Origin of the sequence: Nocardioides sp. GCM10028917 (assembly GCF_042666175.1) — a bacterium.
In the GTDB taxonomy this organism is placed as follows: domain Bacteria; phylum Actinomycetota; class Actinomycetes; order Propionibacteriales; family Nocardioidaceae; genus Nocardioides.
The window spans coordinates 602,541-622,676 of record NZ_JBHTFL010000007.1 but is presented as its reverse complement, the minus strand read 5'-3'; the positions used below and the strand labels follow the sequence as shown (position 1 = coordinate 622,676).

Below are 20,136 nucleotides of genomic sequence, written 5' to 3'. Positions count from 1 at the left end.
CCCTCGTGTGGTGTGGTGCCCGACCACAGTGCGACCCGCCCGCCTCGGCCCGCGAGTATCGATCCTGTACTGGTACAGAACCCATAGCGGTCCTACCGTCGGAGGATGGCGACGACGTACGGCCAGTTCTGCCCGGTGGCGATGGCCTCGGAGGTGCTCACCGAGAGGTGGACCCCGCTGGTGGTCCGCGAGCTCCTGTGCGGCAGCACGCGATTCAACGACCTGCGCCGTGGGGTCCCGCTCATGTCACCCGCGCTGCTGTCCAAGCGTCTCAAGACGCTCGAGCGTGTCGGCGTCGTCGACCACGTCGGCGGCGAGTACCACCTGACCGCGGCCGGCAAGGAGCTGTGGCCGGTGATCGAGTCGATGGGGGTCTGGGGTCAGCGCTGGGCGCGCGGCGACGTGATCGTCAAGAACTACGACGCCTCGCTCCTCATGTGGGACATCCACCGCAACGTCGACGTCGACGCGCTGCCCGAGCACCGCGTCGTGGTCCACTTCCACCTGCAGGGGTCGAGCGACAGGAAGAGCCATTTCTGGCTGGTGCTGGAGTCGCCGACGGTGGACCTGTGCCTGACCGACCCGGGCCACGACGTCGACCTGGAGGTCGCGGGGCACGTCGAGACGATGATCGACTACTGGATGGGGCGACGCGACCTCATCGGCGCGGTGCGGTCCGGCGACCTGGAGGTCGCCGGACCGCGGCCGCTGGTGCGGGCGCTGCCGACCTGGTTCACCCGCAGTGTCTTCGCGCCCGTGCCGCTGCCGCAGGACGCGGCGGCCCCCGCCTGAGACCGGCGAACTGCCTTCATGGTGTCGGTGCGCGGTGGCAGGATCGCGCCGTGGCCCTCGCCGACCGTCCCCTCGTGCCCGAGGAGTGGGTGCTGCGCATCGACGCGGTGCTGGGTGTGCTCCCGCGGTGCCGGCAGGAGTCGGCGTGGACCGGCACGCGGTGGCGCGTGGGCAGTGCGACGGTGGCCCACGTCTTCGGCGGGGAGGACCAGCTCTTCCGGATCACCTTCCGCGGCGAGCCCGACGAGGTGGCCGCCTTCGAGCACATGGGTGATCCCTACTTCCGCTCCGGGTGGGGCGGCAACGCCATCGGCATGCTCCTCGACGCCGACACCGACTGGGACGAGCTCGCCGAGCTGCTCACCGACTCCTACTGCCTCCAGGCGCCCGCGCACCTCGCCGAGCAGGTCGCCCGCCCCGGCGCCTGAGCGCGCCGTCTCGTCGCGAGCCTCCCGGCAGGATGGGGCCCATGACCGGTACGTCGCGCGGCCGCCTCGTCGGGCTGGACGTCGCCCGGTGCCTCGCGCTGCTCGGCATGGTGGCCACCCACGTGCTGGACGAGCGGACGCCTGCCGGCGACCTCACCACCGCGCAGTGGCTGGCCGGAGGGCGGGCGTCGGCACTCTTCGCCGTGCTCGCCGGGGTGAGTCTCGCGCTGATGACCCGCGAGCCGCTGCGAGGTCGGCCGCTCGCGCGGCGCACCCTCGGCATCGCCGTACGGGCGCTGCTGATCGGCGTGCTCGGCCTGCTGCTCGGCGGCCTGGACACCGGCATCGCCATCATCCTCACCTACTACGGCGTGCTGTTCGTCCTGGGCCTGCCGTTCACGCTCCTGGGGGTCCGCTCGCTCCTGCCACTGACCGTCGCCTGGGTCGCCCTCGCGCCGGTGGTCTCACACCTGGTGCGGCCGCACCTGCCGGAGCGGGGCTTCGACAGCCCGACCTTCGAGCAGCTGGCCGACCCTGGGCAGCTGGCGAGCGAGCTGCTCCTCACCGGCTACTACCCCGTCGTGCCGTGGCTGGCCTACCTCCTCGCCGGTCTCGTGCTCGGTCGCCTCGACCTGCGCGACACCTCGCTGCTCGGCGGGCTGGCCCTCGGTGGCCTCTCGGTGGCGGTGCTCGCGACGCAGGTCTCGCGGACGCTGGTCGATCCGGCGGTGGCGTCGGAGAACGCGACCGGGATGTTCGGCACGACGCCCGCCGACGGCGACTGGAGCTGGCTGCTGCTCGTCGCGCCGCACTCGGCGACGCCGTTCGACCTCGCCCAGACCATCGGCAGCGCCGTCCTGGTGATCTCGCTCTGCCTGCTCGCGGAGAGGCTGCTGCCCCGGCCGGCGACCGCCGTGCTCGCCGTCCTGTTCGGTGCGGGCGCGGCGACGCTCACGCTCTACTCCCTCCACGTCGTGATGCGCACCGAGGCGGTGTGGCCGCCGGAGGAGCCCTCGACCTACGGCACCCACGTCGTGGTGCTGCTGGCGATCGGGGCGGCGCTCCGGCTGCTCCGGGTCCGCGGCCCGCTCGAGGCTGCGGCGAGCCTGCCGGTCCGGGTCGCCCGACGGGCGGGTGCCCCAGAGCCTCACCGCAGCGGCACGAACCGGTAGCGCCCGTGCGCGGTGATGACGGCCCCCGGGTTGGTCACCCGCAGCATCGTCCCGTCCACCGGCACCACCAGGATCCCGTCGTCGGCGAGCTGGTCGACCAGGGCGACGGGCAGCGCGTCGGCCATCGCGGAGACGAGGATGCGGTCGTACGGCGCTCCGTCGGCGTCGCCGAGCACACCCGGCTCGGCCTGTCGGATCGACGCCCACGGGCGGTCGGTGCGCGCCAGGTTGCCGGAGCCGAACGACACGAGCTCCGGCTCCAGCTCGACGCCCAGCACCGACCCGGCCGGCCCCACCAGGTGCGCCAGCAGCGCGGTCGTCCACCCGCTCCCCGACCCGACGTCGAGCACCCGCTGCCCGGGGCGGACGTCGAGCAGCCGCAGCATGTCGTCGACGGTGCGGGGCTGGGAGTTGGTCTGGCCCGCCGCGATCCCCAGCGGACCGTCGTACGACGCACGCCGCCGCACCCCGCGCGGGAGGAAGTCCCGGCGCGGGGTGGCGTCGAACGCCGCGGTGACCTGGTCCATCAGACCTCGCTCAGACCCAGTGGTTGTCGTGCTCTCGCATGAACCGGTCGTAGGCGTCGCCGTCGAGGTTGCCCATCCCGGCGGCCAGCCCCCCGAAGTAGGCCTCGCGCGGCGCGCCCGGCGCGAAGTGGAGGAGCATCTTGGCGGCCCCGTCCTGGTTGCGGAAGCCGTGGATCCCGCCCGCCGGGACGTGGGCGAAGTCGCCGGCGCGGCACCGCACCCAGTCGGTGCCGTCGTAGATCGTGACGGTGCCCTCCAGCACGTAGAACGACTCGGTGATCGTGCGGTGGAAGTGAGCGCCGGGGCCGCTCTCGGGGCCGGCGAACTCCCACCGGTAGAGGCCGAAGGTGCCCTGGGTGGCGGCACCCTGGGCGAGGTAGAAGACCTTGTTGCCGTTGGGGTAGACCACGGCCGGCTCGACGTCGGCCGGCACCACGTGGGCCGACACCTCGCCGGAGTCGCCGTGGTAGATCGGCGGGGGGTAGCTCATCGAGGTCCCTTCAGGCCGTGGCCGGCTGGTTGATGCGGACGTGGTTGCCGAACGGGTCGCGGATGCCGAAGTCGGTGCCGTAGGGCTGCTCGACCGGCTCCTGGGTGATCTCGACGCCCGCCTCGCGGAGCGCGGCATACGTCGCGTGCACGTCGTCGCTGAGCAGGAAGACACCGCCGAGCGCGCCCTTGGCCACGAGCTCGCGCACCTGCGCGGCGGTCGCCTCGTCGTGCATCGGCGCCCCGACGAGCTCGAGCAGGATCGAGGTGTCCTGGCCCGGGACCCCGACGGTCAGCCAGCGCATGAAGCCGAGGTCGATGTCGTCGCGCACCTCGAAGCCGAGGTGGGTGGTGTAGAAGTCGAGCGCCTCGTCCTGGTCGAGGACCGGCACGCTGCGGATGTGGAGGCTGGTGATGTGATTGGTGTTCATGTCGACGACGCTAGCCAGCGACGACCCCCTCCCGCTTCTCCGAAAGCACTGTTGTGAGCCCCACTGTCCTCGCGGCCTGGTCCGGCCCGGCCGGCGGCGTCACGCGCTCGCGGGGCCGCGTCCACGCGGCGATGAAGCACGACGGCACCGCGACCGGGGTGTGGCGCGCCCGGAACTCCGTGGGTGAGCAGCCGACGACGTTGCTGAAGGTGCGGCTGAAGGTGCCGAGGCTGGCGAACCCGACGTCCCACGCCACGTCGGTCACCGGTCGGTCGGTCTGGCGCAGCAGTGTCATCGCCCGCTCCACCCGACGCCGCTGGAGGTAGCGGTGCGGCGTCTCGCCGTAGACCTCCTTGAACACCCGCCCGAACTGCGACACCGACAGGTGCGCGATTGCGGCGAGGGTGGGTACGTCGAGGGGCTCGGCGTAGCGGCGATCCATCTCGTCGCGGGCGCGCAGCATCCGTCGGTTGGTGTCCTCCTGCGCAGAGAGCGGCCGGCCCATGCCGAGGAACCTAACGCGTGCCGGGGACGGGTGGGGCCGAGCGGGGACACGACAACGGCATGACCCCGGTGGAGGGCCATGCCGTTGCCTGTGCGTTGGTAGGACGTGGATCTCGCAGTTCTGGGGGGATCCCGTGGCGTCGGCGGGAGGTCGACGTACGGGGCGCGAGAGCCGGTGCTGCGGAACGCGGCCGCCGCCGGGAGTCACCCGGACGCGTGTGGGCCGCCCCCCTTGTCCGGACTCCCCGGACTCCCCGGGCTGCCGGGGCCGGTCGGAGTCGTGGCGGGGCTGGCTGGAGTGGTGGGGGCTGCCGGCGTGGGTATCGGTATCGGGCTCGGGCTCGGGCTCGGCGAGCTGCCGGACCTCCCGGGCCCGTTGCCGTTGCTGGTCTGGCTGGTCGGGCTCGGCTGGGCGGTGGAGCTGCTGCTCTGGTTGCCGTTCGTGGGCAGGTCGGTGGGCTTGCCCGGGGAGGGGCTGGGCTTGCCGGGAGACGGGGTCGGCTTGTCCGGCGAGGGGGTGGGGTTGGCGGGAGACGGGGTGGGCTTGACCGGGGAGGGGGTGGGCTTTCCGGTCTGCGTCGGCGGACCGATGAGGTCGACGCAGTAGGTGGCGATCCGGTCGGCGCCCCCGGCCTGGGTCGCGAGCGCGAGGAAGGCGGCGCTGTCGAGCGACGAGCCGGCGTCGGAGGGGTCGGCGGCCTGGAAGGCACGGCAGAGGCCCTCGTAGCTGGGCGACGGGGTGGCCGACCCGTCGGAGGTCTCGGACGGCGTTTCGGACGGGGTCTCGGACTGGCCCTCGGACTGGCCGTCGGACGGGGTGGCTGACGAAGTGGCGGACGGAGACCCGGGCGACCGCGTCGGGGTCGAGGAGCCGGTCGACCCGGGGGCACCGGGGGAGCCGTCGGTGGACCCGGAGGGACTGCCGCCGTCGTCGGAGGTGACGGAGCCGTCTGCGCCGCGCGGTGCATCGGCCGTGGACTCGCTGGCCCGGTCGGATGCCTGGCCCGGGAGTCCGGGAAGGCCCGGGAGTCCGGGCAGGTTGGGCAGGCCCGGCAGGTCGGTCGAGCTGGCAAGGGCGAAGCCGCCCGAGGTGAGAGCGACGACGGCGCCGGTCGCGACGACCGCCCGGGCGGCGGCGCGGCTCCCGAGGCGCGAGGGCGAGACGTAGCCGCTCCTGGACGCAGGTGCCGGCGTGACTCGCGCGGCCTGGAAGGCCGCTGCCGCCCTGTCCTCGCCGCGGAGCTCGCTGGGGTTGGCAGGGGCACTGGCGGCGGTGAGGGCCCGACCTAGGGCGCTGTCGTGCTCCGCGGGGGCGTCGAGCAGGCGCTCGGCATCACGGCGGGACAGGCGGGGGTCCGGGGTGCTCATCTCACTCCCTTCAGCGTCATGGTGGTCACAGGTGTTACGGCTCCTCGCGGATTCGCTTGCCCAGCTGCTTGAGGCCGCGGTGGGCCGCGGCGCGCACGGCACCGGGGCGCTTGCCGAGGATGCGGGCCGCGGTGGGGGCGTCGAAGCCGAGCACCGTGCGCAGCATGATGGCCTCGGCCTGGTCGCGGGGCAGGGCGCCGATCAGCCGGATGACGGCCTCGGAGCCGACCTTGCCGATGGTGTCGCCCTCGACGTCGACGTCGTCGGGGAGGTCCACGAGGTCCTCGACCGATCCGTCCACCACCGGCCGGCGCCGGGCGTGGCGGAGGTGGTCGAGCGCCCGGTTGCGGCCGATGGTGGTGATCCACCCGCGGAAGCCGTCGGCGTCGCCGCTGAACCGGTCCAGGTCGCGGAAGGCCTGCGCCCACGCCTCGCTCGCGACGTCCTCGGCCTCGGTGGGACCGACCAGGACGGTGAGGTAGCGCACGAGCGGTGGCTGGACGTGGCGGTAGACGACGCGGAACGCCGCCTCGTCCCCCGCCTGCATCGCCTCGACGGCGCAGTCGAGCCCCTCCTGCTCACCCACAGGCGCATTGTCACCCGCGGACGGTCCTCACGCCCACCGAACCCCCGGTCGGCGCCCGGGGATCGCGGTCCGCCCTCAGCGCCGCGGGGTGACGTTCATGTTGCCTCGGTGAGGTCGAAGACGGCGATGGGGTCGCTGGTGGGCTGCTTGGAGCCGCCGTCGGGCTCGACCGTGATGCCGACCGCGGCGGCCGCGGAGGCGGACCCGTCGAGGACGACCGTCTGGTCGGGCGAGTCGGGCATCAGCCCGGCGGAGACGAATTCGTCACCGTCGATGAACCACAGCTCGTAGTCCTTGCCCGAGGGGGCGGAGACCATGTCCTCCGTGGTGATCACGGCACGGTCCTGGGACTTCGACCGGGTGATGGTCGCCCGTCCTGCCTCGCCGAGGTCGACCGAGACCTCCTGTGCGTCGGGGGCCTGCAGGACCTGCTCGGCCGCGGTGAGGCGCTCGACGTCGTCGGACGGGGCCCACGGCTGCGTCACCAGGGCGCCGACCCCGGCGATGAGCGCGAGCGCCGCCGCGACCAGAAAGGGAACCCAGCCCCGCCCCCGTGCTGCCGGTCGGTCGGCGTGGCGCGACGGGGAGGCGGTCACCTCGGGGGCGAGCGGGCGGACCTGGGAGATGCCGGCGAGGACCGAGTCGCGCAGCGACGCCGGCGGCGGGACCATACCGGCGCCACGCCGGTGTTCGTCGACTCCGACGAGAGCGGCAACCTGGACCCCGCGCTGGTCGAGAAAGCCATCGAGGACCAGGTCCAGTCGGGTGCGCACGTCGCGGCCGTCGTCCCGGTAGACCTTCTGGGCAAGGTCGCCGACCACGCGCGGGTCGGAGCTGTGGGCGCTCGGCACGGAGTCCCCGTGCTGGTCGACGCTGCTGAGTCCCTGGGCGCGCGCCGCGCCGGCCGCCCCGCCGGCGCTGACGGCCTGGCCGCCGTCGTCTCGTTCAACGGCAACAAGATCATGACGACTTCGGGTGGGGGCGCGCTGCTGTGCGATGACCCCGACATGGCCGCGCGTACTCGGTACCTCGCGACCCAGGCGCGTCAGCCGGTCGTCCACTACGAGCACGTCGACGTCGGCTACAACTACCGGATGTCCAACCTCCTCGCCGCCCTGGGGCGCGCCCAGCTCGAGCGGTTGCCCAGCATGCTGGAACGGCGGCGCGGCTGGCGCCGCCGCTACGCCCAGCTGTTCGCGGACGTCGAGGGCGTCACTCTCTTCGGTGATCCTGACGGCAGGGACGCACCCGCAGGTGAGGACCACGACAACTTCTGGCTCACCTCGGTGATCGTCGACGGGGAAGTGGCAGGTTGGGGCGCCGACGACCTGCGGACGCACCTCGCGGAGGCTGACATCGAGGCCCGTCCGCTGTGGAAGCCGATGCACCTCCAGCCGGTCTTCGCCGGTTGCCCCTCCTACGTCAACGGCACATCCGAGCGCCTGTTCCGGACGGGCCTCTCGCTGCCGAGCGGCTCCGCGCTCACCGACGACCAGTTCGCCCGCGTACAGAACCACGTCCTCACGTTCCTCGAAGGGAAGTCCTCGTGACTGCAACACTCACGTCCCCCACCGTCGCGACCGCCGACGCCGTCGCCGGCAAGACGATCACGATCACGGGAGGCACCGGCTCGTTCGGCTCTGTCATGGCCCGGCACCTCCTCGACGACGGCGCCGCCCGCATCAACATCTTCAGCCGTGACGAGGCCAAGCAGGACCTCATGCGGCGTTCGTTCAACGACGAGCGCGTGCGCTTCTTCCTCGGAGACGTCCGCGACATCGACAGCGTCCGCACCGCCGTGCTCGACGCCGACTTCGTCTTCCACGCGGCTGCACTCAAGCAAGTGCCGTCCTGCGAGTTCTTTCCGCAGCAGGCAGTGAAGACCAACGTCGTGGGCAGCCACAACGTCATCGAGGCCAGCAGTGCCGCCGGTGTGAGGTCCGTCGTGCTCCTCAGCACCGACAAGGCGGTCTACCCCGTCAACGCTATGGGCATGTCCAAGGCGCTGATGGAGAAGACCGCCCAGGCCTTCGCCCGCAACCACCCCGACTCCGACATGACGGTCTCGGTCACGCGCTACGGCAACGTCATGTACTCGCGTGGCTCCGTCATCCCTGCCTTCATCTCCCTCCTCAAGGAGGGCAAGCCGCTCACCATCACCGACCCGCGGATGACTCGGTTCCTCATGTCGCTCGCCGACTCCGTCGACCTCGTCAAGCATGCGTTCGTCCACGCCCAGCCGGGCGACCTCTTCGTGCGCAAGGCGGCGTCGACGACCGTGGCGACGCTCGCCACCGCGGTGGGTCGGGTGTTCGGCCAGGACGAGCCGGAGATCCACCGCATCGGCACCCGGCACGGCGAGAAGCTGCACGAGACGCTGCTGACGCGCGAGGAGATCTCGAAGGCGGCCGACCAGGGCGACTACTTCCGGGTCCCGCTCGACGACCGCGGCCTGCAGTACGAGAAGTACTTCAGCGAGGGCGAGGAGGAGATCGACACGACAACCGACTACTCGTCGGACTCGGTCGCCCTGCTCGACGTCGATCAGACCGTGGCCCTCCTGCGCACGATCCCCGAGGTCGCCGCCGACCCGGAGCTGCTCGCGTGAGGCTGCTCCTGACCGGCGCCGATGGCTTCCTCGGCTGGCACCTGCGCTGCCGCGTCCACGCCACCACCGACCACGAGGTCGTGCCGGTCGGGCGCGCTGACTGGCACCGCCTTCCCGAGCTGGTCGCAGACGTCGACGCGGTGATCCACGTCGCAGGCGTCAACCGCGCCCCGGACGACGAGCTGGTCGGCGGCAACGTTGGTCTCGCCCGAGATGTCGCCGACGCGCTCGAGGGAACGACCGGGACGACGATCGTCTTCGCGAACTCGATCCAGGTCGGCAACGGGTCGGCGTACGCGGCGGGCAAGGAACAGGCCGCCGCGGTGCTGCACGCAGCAGCCGAGCAGACGGGCGGTCGCTTCGTCGACGTGCACCTACCCAACCTCTTCGGGGAGCACGGCCGGCCGGGGTACAACTCCTTCGTGGCGACCTTCGTCGACCGCGCCATCGCGGGCGCGCGCCCGGAGATTGCCGATCGACCCATCGAGCTCCTGCACTCGCAGGGCGCCGCCCAGGCCCTGCTCGACGCACTCGAGCCCGGCGCGACGGGCACTGTGCGTCCGGCCGCCCACCCGACGTCGGTGCAGGCGGTCTGGGACGCGCTCGAGCGGTTCCACGCGACGTACGTCCCAAGCGCCGATGTCCCGGCGATGGCCGACGACTTCGAGCGCGACCTGTTCAACACCTATCGCGCGGCCCTCTTCCCGCAGCACTACCCGCTCGCGCTGGAGCCGCGCAGCGACCAGCGCGGCAGGCTCGTGGAGACGGTGCGCACGCACGGCAGCGGCGGACAGACGTTCGTCTCGACGACCGTGCCCGGCGTCACCCGCGGCATCCACTACCACCTGCACAAGATCGAGCGGTTCGTGGTGCTCGACGGCGAGGCGGTCATCCGGCTGCGTCGCATGTTCCACGACGACGTCCTCGACTTTCCTGTGTCCGGAGATCGGCCCGCGGTGATCGACATGCCGACGATGTGGTCGCACGAGATCACCAACGTCGGCGACGGCCTGCTGACCACCCTCTTCTGGACCGACTCCCTCTTCGACCCCGAGGCACCCGACACCATCCACGAGCCGGTCGTGCGACCGGCCCAGGAGGAGACCGCATGACCAAGGTGATGACCGTCGTCGGGACGCGGCCGGAGATCATCCGGCTCTCCGAGACGATCAAGCTGCTCGACAGCACGGTCGACCACGTGCTGGTGCACACCGGACAGAACTACGACCACAACCTCAACGAGATCTTCTTCTCCGAGCTCGGTCTGCGCACGCCCGACCACCTGCTCGATGTGGACACCAGCAGCCTGGGCCGGGTGCTGGGCGAGGTCCTCATCAAGACCGAAGAGGTGCTGCTCGAGGAGCGCCCTGACGCCGTGCTGGTGCTCGGCGACACCAACAGCTGCCTGGCAGCGGTGATGGCCAAGCGCATGCGCATCCCCGTCTACCACATGGAGGCGGGCAACCGGTGCTTCGACGAGAACGTGCCGGAGGAGACCAACCGGCGCCTCGTCGACCACGTCGCCGACTTCAACCTCGTCTACACCGAGCACGCCCGACGCAACCTGCTCGCCGAGGGGCTGCATCCGCGGCGCATCCTCAAGACCGGCTCGCCGATGAAGGAGGTGCTCGCCGCCCACGCCGACGCGATCGAGGGCTCCGACGCCGTCGAGCGACTTGGGCTCACCCCGCAGGGTTACGTCCTCGTGAGCGCGCACCGCGAGGAGAACGTCGACAACCCCGAGCGGCTCAACCTGCTGCTCGACTGCCTTGAGGGCGTCGTCGCCGACACCGGCATGCCTGTGCTCGTCTCCACCCACCCGCGCACCCGCAAGCGGCTCGACGCGTTGGGCCGGTCAACGGAGGGAATCACCTTCCACGAGCCGCTCGGCTTCCTCGACTACAACAAGCTCCAGAAGCAGTCCTACTGCGTGCTCTCCGACTCGGGCACGATCTCCGAGGAGTCGTCGCTGCTGGACTTCCCGGCGGTCACGCTCCGCGACTCCATCGAGCGTCCCGAAGCGCTCGACTCGGCCTCCATTCTGATGACCGGCCTGGACGCGACCAACGTGGTCGAGGCCGTCCGGTTTGCCGTGTCCGACACTCACCGGGCCTCACGGGTGCCCGACGACTATCGGATCGGTGACTGCTCGCGACGCGCGGTGGGGTTCATCCTGTCGACCCACGCCCGTTACGAGAGCTGGCTCGGGATTCGTACGTCGGCGTGATGGTCCCGCGATCACCTGAACACGAACCGGCGGTGGCCTTCGTCGGGTACGTGGCAAGCCACGAGCGGGTGGCCGCCGACCCGACCCTGAGCTCGGCTGACAACCGCATGCAGCGGGGTTACGCCGCCGCCCTGGCCGAGCAGTTTGCAGACCTCACCATCTTCAGCACCGTGCCCGCGTATCCCGGTCAGGGACCATCGCCCCTCGATGAGGACGATGACGGGCTGCGGGTGCGCCATCTGGGCGCCGCGTCCGGGTGGAGCCGCGCGATCCGCAAACCACTCGCCCTCGCGCGCGAACTCGACAGCTGGGCTCGTGCTCACCGTGGCCGACCAACCCTGCTTCTTCACTACAACACGTTCCTGCTCTACGTGCTGGTGGCAGTCTGGCTCCGCCGCCGCCACGGCACACGCATAGTGCCCGTGGCGATAACCATGCCCTACCGCTCTCCGGACGTCAGGGCGTCTTCGGCCTCCCGCGTGCAGGACTGGCTTTCAGCCCGACTCCTCCGCGGGGTGGACGGCATCGTCGCGATCACGCCTTTCCTTGTCAGCGAGCTCGCCCCAGGTAGACCAGGCCTCGTCATCCGCGGCGCGGTGTTCGACGAGTCCTTGGTCGATGACGGGCTGGGCGAAGAGCCGGCGGCCGACCCGGTCGAGCTTGTTGGTCAGCCAGCCGGGCCCGCCAGTATCGTGTACGCCGGGAACCTCACACCGCGCTACCACTTGGCTGAGGCCGTCGCGATGATGGCCCATCTTCCTGCCGCAGAGTTCGTCCTCCACGTCTACGGCCGCGGCGTGCTGGAGCCAATGGTGCGTGAGGCAGCTGATTCGGCTCCGAACATCACTTTTCATGGCGCGGTCGACGAGTCCGCCGTACCTCCCTTGCTGCGGGACGCCGACGTCCTGTTGGCCCTGCTGACTCCTGATGACGAGATGGCCCGCCTGACCTTCCCTTCGAAGCTCTTTGAATCTCTTGCCAGCGGCACTCCGACCCTCACCACCGACCTGCCGACCTTGGACGATGCCATGCGCGCTCAGCTGGTGGTGGTGACCGACCTCGCCCCGGCGTGCCTCGCGGCCACGGTGACGGATGTTTGCGGACGTACCTCCGCGGAGCGCCTTGCCGCGGCGGCCGGTGCTCAACAGTTCCTGCGGGAGCAGGGCACATGGTCCGCGGTCGGTCGCCGCCTGCGTACGTTTCTAGAAACATTGGAGGCAACTGCCCGATGACAGGACCGGACAGGAAAGATTCCATCAACACGAACCGATCGCTGGTAGGTGTGGATCAGTGGTTCGGTTGGACCCTGGCGCTTTGCTTCGCGTCGGTGTTCCTGGTCGACGTTCCAATGCCGCTGTCGCGCAGTGGCGCCCTGGAGATCGCGTACAGCGACTTCATCGCGGCGGGCATGTGGGCATGGCTGGCGTTTCTCGTCGTGTCCCGCCGCTGGCGTCCGACGTCCGTGTGGTGGGCGCTCATCGTGGTCCTCGCGGTGTTCATCGCGTGCTTCGTGCTTGTCGAGGTCGTCCGTGTCTTGAGGGGCGACGAGGTTCTCCAACCCGTTCTGATCCTGCGCTCGACGCTTTTGCCCGTCATCGCCTACTTGGCCCTGGGAGCGGGCATCGACCGGCCCGACCGAGCTCTCAATTCCGTCGTGCTGTTCATGGCCACGCTGACGCTGTGGCACCTGGGCGAGTGGAACAGCATGCGTATGTCTGACTTTCTGGGGAACTCAATCGTCTACGTGGGCATGCTGGTGATGCTGCTCCCGGTCAGTGTGTTCGTCGCCGCTGGGATCCGTTCGCGCCCTCCTGTCGTGGTGCGGGCAGCTGCGCTGATAAACATGCTTGCAGCACTGGTGTTTCCGGTCTGGGCTGGCTCGCGCGCGGTGACTGGCGTTGCGTTCGTCGGTGTCCTCCTTTGCTTCTTTGTCATGCTCGGCAAGCGGCGCTTCACATGGACGATGGTCGCCACCGCGGGTCTTGCCTTGATGATCCAAGCCTCGATCTGGTGGTTCAACCCGATGGGGTCCGCCTACGGCATCTACCGGCTCGTCCCCCCGCCGTCGTCGATCTTCTCAAGCACCGATGACAGCTTCCGTGCTGAGCTGGACCAGGCTCAACGCGCGACGGCGGTCTCGGAGATGGGCAAGAGTGACGTGGGGCGTTCCGAGCTCTGGACGGCGTCCAGCGAAAAGGTTCTTGAGGATCCCCTTGTCGGTGACGGGATCGTCTACTTCGACATCCCGGGTGACGGGCTCGACCAAGAGTTCGCGGCACACAACGTGATGCTTGAACACCTCAACGCATTCGGGGGGATCGGGTTCCTCGCGTACGCGGCCATATTCGTGGTCGCGTTGTGGCCGGCGCTGCGCTGGCTGCGACGTCGTACGACGACGCGACACGCACCGCTTTTGGCTCTCGTCACCACCGCGATCTGGGGGGGTTTCTCGCTCACTCAGCCAACGAGTCTCATCATGACGGTCATGATTCCCTACTTCGCCACCATCGGTGGCCTACTCGCGCCGATGATCAGCGGACGCCGCGGGAGCGACCAATCAGCCGATCCAGGCTCCTCCCAAGGGACGGCGGACGTGACAGGCGTGGGCGCGTGACAACGGGGCGCGACCTGCCTCGGGTGCTCGTGGTCAGCCACAACCCGTTCAGCGACATCCAGAACAACGGCAAGACCCTCCTTGCGTTCTTCGAGGACTGGCCGCGTGAGCGCCTCGCCCAGCTCTACCTCACCCTCGATGAGCCTTCGTTCACCAACTGCGACCGGTTCTACCGAGTCACCGACCTCGACGTGCTGAAGGACGCTCTGCCTGGTCGGCGCAGCGGCGCAGGACCCGTGCAATGGCGCGATTGGGTCGAGGACAGCGAGGTCAAGGCGTCCTTGGGGCGGCGACCCATCTACCGCTCCATCAGGAAGGTCTTCCTGGCGCGGCCACCCGCCGCGTTGGTGGCTCGCTCGCTGGTCTGGAAGCGAGCCCGCAAGGACGGCGACCGGTTCAAAGCCTGGCTGGACGACTTCGACCCGGAACTGGTCTTCTTCCAATCCAGCAATGCGGACTTCGCCTTCGACCTCGTCGAGGAAATCTGTCACGATCGTTCGATCCCGCTAATCATGGAGACCACCGACGACTACGTCACCGCCAGTGATCGCTGGGCGCCGTTCAGCCGCACCTACTACCGTCGCATGCAGGCCGCCTACGGGCGTGCCGTCGCACGTGCCTACGCAGTGGTTGCCATCGGTGGCACGATGGCGGAGGAGTACGAAGCCCGCTTCGGCGGCCGCTGGGAGGTCGCCATGAACTCCGTGGAGAGGGTGCCAACGGCTGCGCCGCAGCCCGACGACGGACAACGCCCGATGGTGCTGCATTTTGCTGGCAACCTTGGCCTCAACCGCTGGCGAGTGCTCGCCGCCGTCGGCGCCGCACTGGATGTGCTTGCCGCCAGGCATGGACGGGAGGCGGTGCTTGAGATCTTCTCCATCGATGCCCCTGAGCAGCACGCGCTGGCCGCGATGACTGCCAGTCCTCGAGTCAAGTTCCGCGGCGCGACCAACTCCGAGTCGCTGCGCCTGCACCGGGCAGACGCCGACGTGCTCCTGCACGTCGAGTCGTTCGACCCGCACAATCGCCACATCACGAGGCTCTCGGTGTCCACAAAGATCCCCGAGTACATGGCAGCAGACCGTGTTGTCATGGCCGTCGGTCCTGGGGACGTGGCGTCGATCCGCTACATATCCGACGAAGACTTCGGAATAGTCGTGACCACGCCGGATCCCGATGACATTGCCCATCGGCTTGCGGACGTGCTCGCCGACCCGGCCCGGCAGGCCGAGCTGCGGGCGCGCGCTCTCGAGCTGGTCGACCTCCACCATTCGCGCGAGCGGACGAAGGAGATGATCGCGCGCCTCGCCGCGGAGGCGATCGCGGCTGGACCGCCCGCGTCATGACAGGCCCCAACACGGTCGCTCGGCTTCAGACCTTCTGGTCGACCGCAGCCCTCTACCTCGGCGGCTCTGCGGCGATCCAAGCGATCAACCTCGTTGCTCAGCCAGCCTTCGCCCTGTTCCTGAGCCCGGCCGAGTGGGGCACCGCCGCGATCTACCTCTTCTGGATGACCGCATTCGGCCTCGTGATCGGCTTTCAAGCGCAATCGGCCCTGAACAACGTCAGACTTGAGCACGGTGAGGCGGCCCTGCCCGTCTATATCCGATCGGTCATGCCCTGGTACGCCGTCCCCACCCTCGTGCTTCTGGCAGTGCTTGGGGTCGCCCCCGACTTCTGGGGTCGCACCCTCGGCCTGTCGGCTGGCTACCTCGCGTTGGCTGTCATCAACGGCGTCCTGTTCGCGGTCACTGCGATGGGCATGGGGCATGCCATCACGCTCGGCCTCAGGCGGCGGTACGTCGGGCTCCTGATCGCATCGACCCTGGTGCCGCTCCTGGTTGGCTTCGGGCTTGTGGCGGTCCTTGCGAACAACGCCCTCGCACGGATCCTTGGGTACTTCATCGGCAGCGTCGTCGTGGTGCTCTACCAAGCGGTGCGATCGGCCGGAGTCCGGGTGCGGCCCGAGAGAGCGCTCGTCGGCTTCGGCATCGCCATCACGCTTCCGCTGCTGGCGCACGAGCTCATCTACCTTGTCCTCAGCCAGGCCAACCGAGTCTTCTTGTCGACGCTCGTCAATCAGGAAGCCGCCGGCGTTTTCGCCTTCGCGTTCTCCCTTGCCAACGTGGCGGTCATCGCGGCGACGGCAGTCAACAGCAGTTGGACGCCGTGGTACTTCGAGCACTCCAAGCAGGGAGAGGACGACCGCATCCGCAGGACCGGCACGCAACTCCTCCTCGGCTTCGGCACGGCAGTCGGCGTTGTCGCCCTGATCAGCCCGGAGGGGCTGCGCCTCGTCACCCGGGCGGCGTACGCCGACGGGGCACGGGTTTTGCCTGCGCTCGTCGTGTGCGGCCACCTTCTGCTGATCTTCAACGTGATGGCGAACTACGCGATCTACCGCAAGCGCACGCGCTTGGTGCTGGCCGTCAGTGCGCTAGCGGCAGTGGTCAGCGTAGTGCTCAATCTGACGCTCATCCCGCACTGGACGATCATGGGTGCGGCTGTCGCCTCACTGGCCGCATCGACCTCTCTCGCGGTTGCGATGACGTGGGTTGCCTGCCACCACCTCGGCAGCCCCAATCTTCCGGAGAAGGCGGCCTTCACCTCGCTGCTGCTAGTCGGTGGCTGCTTGGCCTTGACATGGTGGGGGTTCGACTACCCGGTGCTCCGCTTCGCCGTCAGCGCTCTCCTGGTAGTGGCGCTGGGCGCGGTGGTACTGCGTCGTGCAATGACGAAGGCCGGCTGAGTCTCGACCCGGCAGTGACTCGAACAAGGCTGTCAGAGGGTCGTGAGAAGGGCTCGCGCGAGTCGCTGAGGACCCACCTGTGGGGAGTAGTGCTCCAGGAACCGCTCGCGAGCCCGACCGCCCATCGCAACGAGTTCTTGTTGCCCGAGGCGAAGACCGGCCTCGATGGCCGCCTCGAGCGCCACCGCGTCGCCCGGTGTGGACGCCCAGCCGCAGCGGGCGTCGGTCACGACCGATGCCGCATCGCCGGCAGCGTGGACAAGCACGGGGCGCGACGCCGCGAGCGACCCCTGAACCTTGCTCGGCATGGTCACGCGGAGAAGCGGTGTGTCTTGGAGGGAGACGACCTGGACGTCCGACGCGGCCACCCAGCGGCCCACGTCCGAGGTGGGGACCGAGCCGGCGAAGCGCACATTGCGCGCACCGAGCCCCGCGGCGAGGGCCTCCAGTCGTGGTCGGGCGACGCCGTCCCCGACGAGGATCAGCTGAGCAGCGGGGCGACGGGCGAATCCTTCGACGAGCGTGTCGAGGCCTTGGAGTTCCCCCAAGTTGCCGACGTACATCCACAGCCGGCCCAGCGGAAGGCCGAGCTCGCGGCGTAGAGCCGCGGTGGAAGTGATGTCGGGCAGGAGGTGGTCGTCCGAGATCCAGTTGGGAGTATCGTGGATGATGCGGTCCGGCACGCCTCGCTCCACGAGCACGTGTCGCATCCCGGGTGAGATGACGCCGATGCCGCCCGCGTGGCGGTAAGTCGCGTCGCAGAAGCGGGCGAGCGCACCCTCGACCACCTTGCCGGGCACTCCGCCAACGAAGCCGCTCCCGGTGACGCTGTCGGGCCACAAGTCCTGCACGAGCACGAAGTAGGGCGCGCGGTGGCGGCGGAGCAGCCGTATCACGGGCAGCACGGCGGTCGCCGGCGAGGAGTAGACCAGCCAGACGTCCGGACGCGGCACCCGGGTGCGCGCCACCGCGCTGGCGCCGGCGGCGAAGGAGAGGTAGTTGGCCATCCGTGCGACCGCACGGGAGTCGTGGTTGGGCCATAGCGGCGCACGGTGCACCGGGATGCCCGACGGCGTGACCTCTCGTAGGTAAGGCCGGACGCGGTAGCCGTCGATGAGCCGCCCGGTTGGGTAGTTGGGGAAGCCGGTGAGGACCTCGACCTGGTGTCCCGCGTCGTGCAGACCCTCGGCGATGGCGGAAGGGACCACCGTACCGGGCTCGGGCGGGAACCACTGGGTGACGAACCCGATCCGCATCAGGCGCGGTCCTCGCGCGTCGCGGTGCCGTGGAACTCCGGCATGGTGGCCTCGCCGACCGCGGAGACGCCAGAGCCGCGCACGACCTGTCGCACCGTCGCCGCGAGGATGCGCAGGTCGCCGACGAAGCTGCGGGTGTCGACGTACTCGACGTCGAGGCGCAGCTTGCCCTCCCAGGACAGCTGGTTGCGACCCGACACCTGCGCCAGCCCCGTCAGGCCGGGCCGGACCTCGTGGCGCCGCGCTTGCTCGGGGCTGTAGCGGTCGAGGTAGCGCTCCAGGAGTGGGCGAGGCCCCACCAGCGACATATCACCACGCACGACGTTCCACAGCGACGGGAGCTCGTCGATGCTGAGCTTGCGCAGGACCCGCCCGGTGGTGGTGAGCCGCGAGGCGTCGTCGACACGTCCGCGGGACGCGTTCTCGTGGTGCATGGTGCGGAACTTCACGAGCTCGAAGACCTCGCCGTGGAGCCCGGGTCGCCGCTGCCTGAAGAGCACCGGTCGGCCCATCGAGACTCGGACGGCCAGTGCGGCCACTGCCTGCACTGGCAGGCTCACCACCAGCGCGGGAAGGGAGACGGCCAGGTCGAAGAGGCGCTTGAGCACGAGTCCTCGGTCCATGTCAGCGGAGTCTAGGTCCGGGCATCAGCGCCTCGACGAGCGCGCCCACCGACGTGACCGTGAGGTCGGGGAGCACGCGGTCGTCCACGGCCGTGTGCAGCTGGCCCGGGAGCCGGAGGCGCAGGCACGCCCAGCCGAGGTCACGTGGGGCGTCGAAATCCTTGCGCGGATTGTCGCCGACGTAGATGAGCTCCTCCGGCGGCAGCGCCCACGACTCCTGCATGTGCAGAAACGCTCGCGGATGGGGCTTCCAGCACTCGCGACCCCACACGTCGGTCAGCACGACGGGACCCTCGACGAGCCGGTCGATCCCGAGCGCGTCCACCTTGGCCTGCTGGCTGGCGAGCGCGCCGTCGCTGATCACGCCCGTGCGCAGCCCCGCAGCACGCAGCGCCCCGACCAGGTCCTCGATGCCGGGAATCAGCCGGATGTCGGGGACGTGTTTCCGATAGACCTCGACGAGGTCGGGCACGTGCACGCGGTCGCGGAGAGCCGGGTCGCGGGAGACCAAGTCGTCGAAGTGATTGCCCCGCTCACCCTTGGTGAACCTCTGCCACAGGTGGTCACGGACGCCGGAGGCGTCGACGCCCCACTGCGACGCAAGGTGCGCGGCCACCGCGGCGAAGCCGGACCGTACGTAGTCCCGCTCGAGGTAGAGCGTGTCGTCGAGGTCGAGCACGACGCCGCGGGTGCCGGGCCTCACCATCGCAGCGCGTCGGTGAAGTGTTCGACCATGTAGCGGGTCATGTAGAGCCCCGCCCGGTAGTCGCCGAAGCGTCGCGCCGTCGTGGCTCCGGCGAGCTCGTCGAGCAGCCACGCGGGGTAGTCACCGCCGGCGGCCAGTGTCAGCGGAAAGCCGCCGCCGAACCGCGGGTTGACTTCAATGAGCACGGGCCCTCGGTCGGTGCGGAAGAACTGCAGCGTGACGGGCCCTCGGGCGCCGAGCTCACTGCACGCCGCGAGGACATTCTCGATCCACGGACCGAGCTCGTCGTGCGGCAGGGTGACGCCCTGGATCGACTCCCCGCCGAGGGTCTTGAGGCGGGTGCGCGGCACGTAGTGCACCGGACGGCCCTCGAGGTCGAGCAGCGCGTCGACGGTGACCTCCGGACCGGTCAGCCGCTCCTGAATGATCGGCTGTGGCACGACGGCGACGGTCTGGAGCACCTGATCGCGACGGATCATGTGCACGTCTTTGCTGGAGCTGCCGTTGCGAGGTTTGACCACCAGGTTGTCGGGCAGGTCGTCGGGAACTCCGTCCTCGGGCAGCCATGACCGTGGAACGTCGACACCGTGCGCCGCAAACGCTTCCCCAGTCAGGGCCTTGTCGCCGCAAACGTGGACGAACGCAGTGTTCGACACGAGAGCGGTAGCTCCGGCATCCGCGAGCTCGCGGGAGTGGCGGGCAAGGAGCGGCAGTTCCGTGTCAATCGTCGGCACCACCAGGCTGACGTCGTGTTCCCTGACTGTATCGAGGAGCGCGGGCAGGTAGCCCGGGTCGGCTAGGGACGGCACACGCACGGCGAAGTCGACGTCGACCAGGGCGGGGGCCAGGGGGTCGGGGTCTGCGGCCAGCACCTTCAATCCGCGCTCGTGAGCGGCCTCGACAAAGGCCCGGACTAGCGAGACGCGGCGACCGGCGCAGGTGACTAGCACATGCGACATGAGCGATACCTTCGCACGTCCCACGGGTGTAGACGCAACTCGGCGAAGTGCACGCCCGGCGAGGCCGTCGCGCATCCCAGTCCGCAGCTGTCGCGAC

At 69.7% G+C, this 20,136-nt stretch carries 22 protein-coding genes; 11 read left to right on the top strand and 11 right to left on the bottom strand.

The window, feature by feature from the left end; translation table 11 throughout:
- Nucleotides 1–105: 105 nt before the first annotated feature.
- From ACFQW6_RS12370 to ACFQW6_RS12360, 3 genes are read left to right on the top strand one after another with little or no spacing between them, the layout of a single operon-like run.
- A complete protein-coding gene (locus tag ACFQW6_RS12370) occupies nt 106–792 on the top strand; it encodes a winged helix-turn-helix transcriptional regulator (protein ID WP_378545309.1) in 687 nt (228 codons plus the stop codon).
- Nucleotides 793–842: 50 nt separating this feature from the next.
- Nucleotides 843–1,220, top strand: coding sequence for an MmcQ/YjbR family DNA-binding protein (locus ACFQW6_RS12365; protein WP_378545307.1), 378 nt, complete (start codon nt 843–845; stop codon nt 1,218–1,220).
- A 41-nt stretch (nt 1,221–1,261) separates the two neighbouring features.
- Complete coding sequence (locus ACFQW6_RS12360) at nt 1,262–2,392, top strand: heparan-alpha-glucosaminide N-acetyltransferase domain-containing protein (RefSeq protein ID WP_378545305.1); 1,131 nt, start codon at nt 1,262–1,264, stop codon at nt 2,390–2,392.
- Here ACFQW6_RS12360 and ACFQW6_RS12355 read toward each other — a convergent pair.
- The 7 genes from ACFQW6_RS12355 to ACFQW6_RS12325 form a co-directional block, all read right to left on the bottom strand.
- Nucleotides 2,368–2,919, bottom strand: a complete 552-nt coding sequence (locus ACFQW6_RS12355) for a protein-L-isoaspartate O-methyltransferase (RefSeq protein WP_378545303.1) — start codon at nt 2,917–2,919, stop codon at nt 2,368–2,370. The genes ACFQW6_RS12360 and ACFQW6_RS12355 overlap by 25 nt on opposite strands.
- A gap of 10 nt (nt 2,920–2,929) precedes the next feature.
- Complete coding sequence (locus ACFQW6_RS12350) at nt 2,930–3,409, bottom strand: cupin domain-containing protein (RefSeq protein WP_378545301.1); 480 nt, start codon at nt 3,407–3,409, stop codon at nt 2,930–2,932.
- A 10-nt stretch (nt 3,410–3,419) separates the two neighbouring features.
- Nucleotides 3,420–3,839 (bottom strand): VOC family protein, encoded by a 420-nt coding sequence (locus tag ACFQW6_RS12345; protein WP_378545293.1) that lies wholly within the window; start codon nt 3,837–3,839, stop codon nt 3,420–3,422.
- Between the two features lie 10 nt (nt 3,840–3,849).
- Nucleotides 3,850–4,344 (bottom strand): helix-turn-helix domain-containing protein, encoded by a 495-nt coding sequence (locus ACFQW6_RS12340; protein WP_378545290.1) that lies wholly within the window; start codon nt 4,342–4,344, stop codon nt 3,850–3,852.
- 203 nt (nt 4,345–4,547) lie between these two features.
- Complete coding sequence (locus ACFQW6_RS12335; protein ID WP_378545287.1) at nt 4,548–5,711, bottom strand: hypothetical protein; 1,164 nt, start codon at nt 5,709–5,711, stop codon at nt 4,548–4,550.
- A 34-nt stretch (nt 5,712–5,745) separates the two neighbouring features.
- Nucleotides 5,746–6,297, bottom strand: a complete 552-nt coding sequence (locus ACFQW6_RS12330) for an RNA polymerase sigma factor (protein ID WP_378545284.1) — start codon at nt 6,295–6,297, stop codon at nt 5,746–5,748.
- Between the two features lie 95 nt (nt 6,298–6,392).
- Complete coding sequence (locus ACFQW6_RS12325) at nt 6,393–6,968, bottom strand: anti-sigma factor (RefSeq protein ID WP_378545281.1); 576 nt, start codon at nt 6,966–6,968, stop codon at nt 6,393–6,395.
- Here ACFQW6_RS12325 and ACFQW6_RS12320 point away from each other — a divergent pair.
- Genes ACFQW6_RS12320 through ACFQW6_RS12285 form a run of 8 tightly spaced genes read left to right on the top strand, consistent with a single transcriptional unit; the run spans nt 6,870 to nt 16,495 of the window.
- Nucleotides 6,870–7,847 (top strand): DegT/DnrJ/EryC1/StrS family aminotransferase, encoded by a 978-nt coding sequence (locus ACFQW6_RS12320; protein ID WP_378545278.1) that lies wholly within the window; start codon nt 6,870–6,872, stop codon nt 7,845–7,847. The two genes, ACFQW6_RS12325 and ACFQW6_RS12320, sit on opposite strands and share 99 nt — an antisense overlap.
- Nucleotides 7,844–8,905, top strand: a complete 1,062-nt coding sequence (locus ACFQW6_RS12315; protein ID WP_378545275.1) for a polysaccharide biosynthesis protein — start codon at nt 7,844–7,846, stop codon at nt 8,903–8,905. Before ACFQW6_RS12320 ends, ACFQW6_RS12315 begins: the two co-directional genes overlap by 4 nt.
- Entirely contained in the window at nt 8,902–10,017 is a 1,116-nt protein-coding gene (locus ACFQW6_RS12310) for an NAD-dependent epimerase/dehydratase family protein (RefSeq protein WP_378545272.1), read from the top strand. The genes ACFQW6_RS12315 and ACFQW6_RS12310 overlap by 4 nt, the downstream gene beginning before the upstream one ends.
- A complete protein-coding gene (gene wecB / locus ACFQW6_RS12305) occupies nt 10,014–11,132 on the top strand; it encodes a non-hydrolyzing UDP-N-acetylglucosamine 2-epimerase (RefSeq protein ID WP_378545269.1) in 1,119 nt (372 codons plus the stop codon). Before ACFQW6_RS12310 ends, wecB begins: the two co-directional genes overlap by 4 nt.
- Nucleotides 11,133–11,164: 32 nt before the next feature.
- Complete coding sequence (locus ACFQW6_RS12300) at nt 11,165–12,364, top strand: glycosyltransferase (RefSeq protein WP_378545266.1); 1,200 nt, start codon at nt 11,165–11,167, stop codon at nt 12,362–12,364.
- Nucleotides 12,361–13,746 (top strand): O-antigen ligase family protein, encoded by a 1,386-nt coding sequence (locus tag ACFQW6_RS12295; RefSeq protein ID WP_378545263.1) that lies wholly within the window; start codon nt 12,361–12,363, stop codon nt 13,744–13,746. The genes ACFQW6_RS12300 and ACFQW6_RS12295 overlap by 4 nt, the downstream gene beginning before the upstream one ends.
- A complete protein-coding gene (locus ACFQW6_RS12290) occupies nt 13,743–15,092 on the top strand; it encodes a hypothetical protein (RefSeq protein WP_378545260.1) in 1,350 nt (449 codons plus the stop codon). The genes ACFQW6_RS12295 and ACFQW6_RS12290 overlap by 4 nt, the downstream gene beginning before the upstream one ends.
- Entirely contained in the window at nt 15,089–16,495 is a 1,407-nt protein-coding gene (locus tag ACFQW6_RS12285; RefSeq protein ID WP_378545257.1) for a lipopolysaccharide biosynthesis protein, read from the top strand. Before ACFQW6_RS12290 ends, ACFQW6_RS12285 begins: the two co-directional genes overlap by 4 nt.
- A gap of 32 nt (nt 16,496–16,527) precedes the next feature.
- On the opposite strand, the gene ACFQW6_RS12280 is transcribed toward ACFQW6_RS12285, so the two are convergent.
- Genes ACFQW6_RS12280 through ACFQW6_RS12265 form a run of 4 tightly spaced genes read right to left on the bottom strand, consistent with a single transcriptional unit; the run spans nt 16,528 to nt 20,039 of the window.
- Nucleotides 16,528–17,751 (bottom strand): glycosyltransferase family 4 protein, encoded by a 1,224-nt coding sequence (locus tag ACFQW6_RS12280; protein ID WP_378545254.1) that lies wholly within the window; start codon nt 17,749–17,751, stop codon nt 16,528–16,530.
- Complete coding sequence (locus ACFQW6_RS12275; protein WP_378545251.1) at nt 17,751–18,374, bottom strand: sugar transferase; 624 nt, start codon at nt 18,372–18,374, stop codon at nt 17,751–17,753. The genes ACFQW6_RS12280 and ACFQW6_RS12275 overlap by 1 nt, the downstream gene beginning before the upstream one ends.
- Nucleotide 18,375: 1 nt before the next feature.
- The gene (locus tag ACFQW6_RS12270; RefSeq protein WP_378545248.1) at nt 18,376–19,080 is read right to left on the bottom strand and encodes an HAD family hydrolase; all 705 of its coding nucleotides are present in this window, start codon (nt 19,078–19,080) and stop codon (nt 18,376–18,378) included.
- Nucleotides 19,074–20,039, bottom strand: coding sequence for an ATP-grasp domain-containing protein (locus ACFQW6_RS12265; protein WP_378545245.1), 966 nt, complete (start codon nt 20,037–20,039; stop codon nt 19,074–19,076). Before ACFQW6_RS12265 ends, ACFQW6_RS12270 begins: the two co-directional genes overlap by 7 nt.
- Nucleotides 20,040–20,136 lie beyond the last annotated feature (97 nt).

Coding starts and splice junctions, on each gene's coding strand:
- ACFQW6_RS12270 (WP_378545248.1), bottom strand. CDS start 19,080: ATGGTGAGGCCCGGCACCCGCGGCGTCGTGCTCGACCTCGACGACACG.
- ACFQW6_RS12345 (WP_378545293.1), bottom strand. CDS start 3,839: ATGAACACCAATCACATCACCAGCCTCCACATCCGCAGCGTGCCGGTC.
- ACFQW6_RS12265 (WP_378545245.1), bottom strand. CDS start 20,039: ATGTCGCATGTGCTAGTCACCTGCGCCGGTCGCCGCGTCTCGCTAGTC.
- ACFQW6_RS12360 (WP_378545305.1), top strand. CDS start 1,262: ATGACCGGTACGTCGCGCGGCCGCCTCGTCGGGCTGGACGTCGCCCGG.
- ACFQW6_RS12295 (WP_378545263.1), top strand. CDS start 12,361: ATGACAGGACCGGACAGGAAAGATTCCATCAACACGAACCGATCGCTG.
- ACFQW6_RS12335 (WP_378545287.1), bottom strand. CDS start 5,711: ATGAGCACCCCGGACCCCCGCCTGTCCCGCCGTGATGCCGAGCGCCTG.
- ACFQW6_RS12340 (WP_378545290.1), bottom strand. CDS start 4,344: ATGGGCCGGCCGCTCTCTGCGCAGGAGGACACCAACCGACGGATGCTG.
- ACFQW6_RS12275 (WP_378545251.1), bottom strand. CDS start 18,374: ATGGACCGAGGACTCGTGCTCAAGCGCCTCTTCGACCTGGCCGTCTCC.
- ACFQW6_RS12285 (WP_378545257.1), top strand. CDS start 15,089: ATGACAGGCCCCAACACGGTCGCTCGGCTTCAGACCTTCTGGTCGACC.
- ACFQW6_RS12280 (WP_378545254.1), bottom strand. CDS start 17,751: ATGCGGATCGGGTTCGTCACCCAGTGGTTCCCGCCCGAGCCCGGTACG.
- wecB (WP_378545269.1), top strand. CDS start 10,014: ATGACCAAGGTGATGACCGTCGTCGGGACGCGGCCGGAGATCATCCGG.
- ACFQW6_RS12350 (WP_378545301.1), bottom strand. CDS start 3,409: ATGAGCTACCCCCCGCCGATCTACCACGGCGACTCCGGCGAGGTGTCG.
- ACFQW6_RS12325 (WP_378545281.1), bottom strand. CDS start 6,968: ATGGTCCCGCCGCCGGCGTCGCTGCGCGACTCGGTCCTCGCCGGCATC.
- ACFQW6_RS12355 (WP_378545303.1), bottom strand. CDS start 2,919: ATGGACCAGGTCACCGCGGCGTTCGACGCCACCCCGCGCCGGGACTTC.
- ACFQW6_RS12370 (WP_378545309.1), top strand. CDS start 106: ATGGCGACGACGTACGGCCAGTTCTGCCCGGTGGCGATGGCCTCGGAG.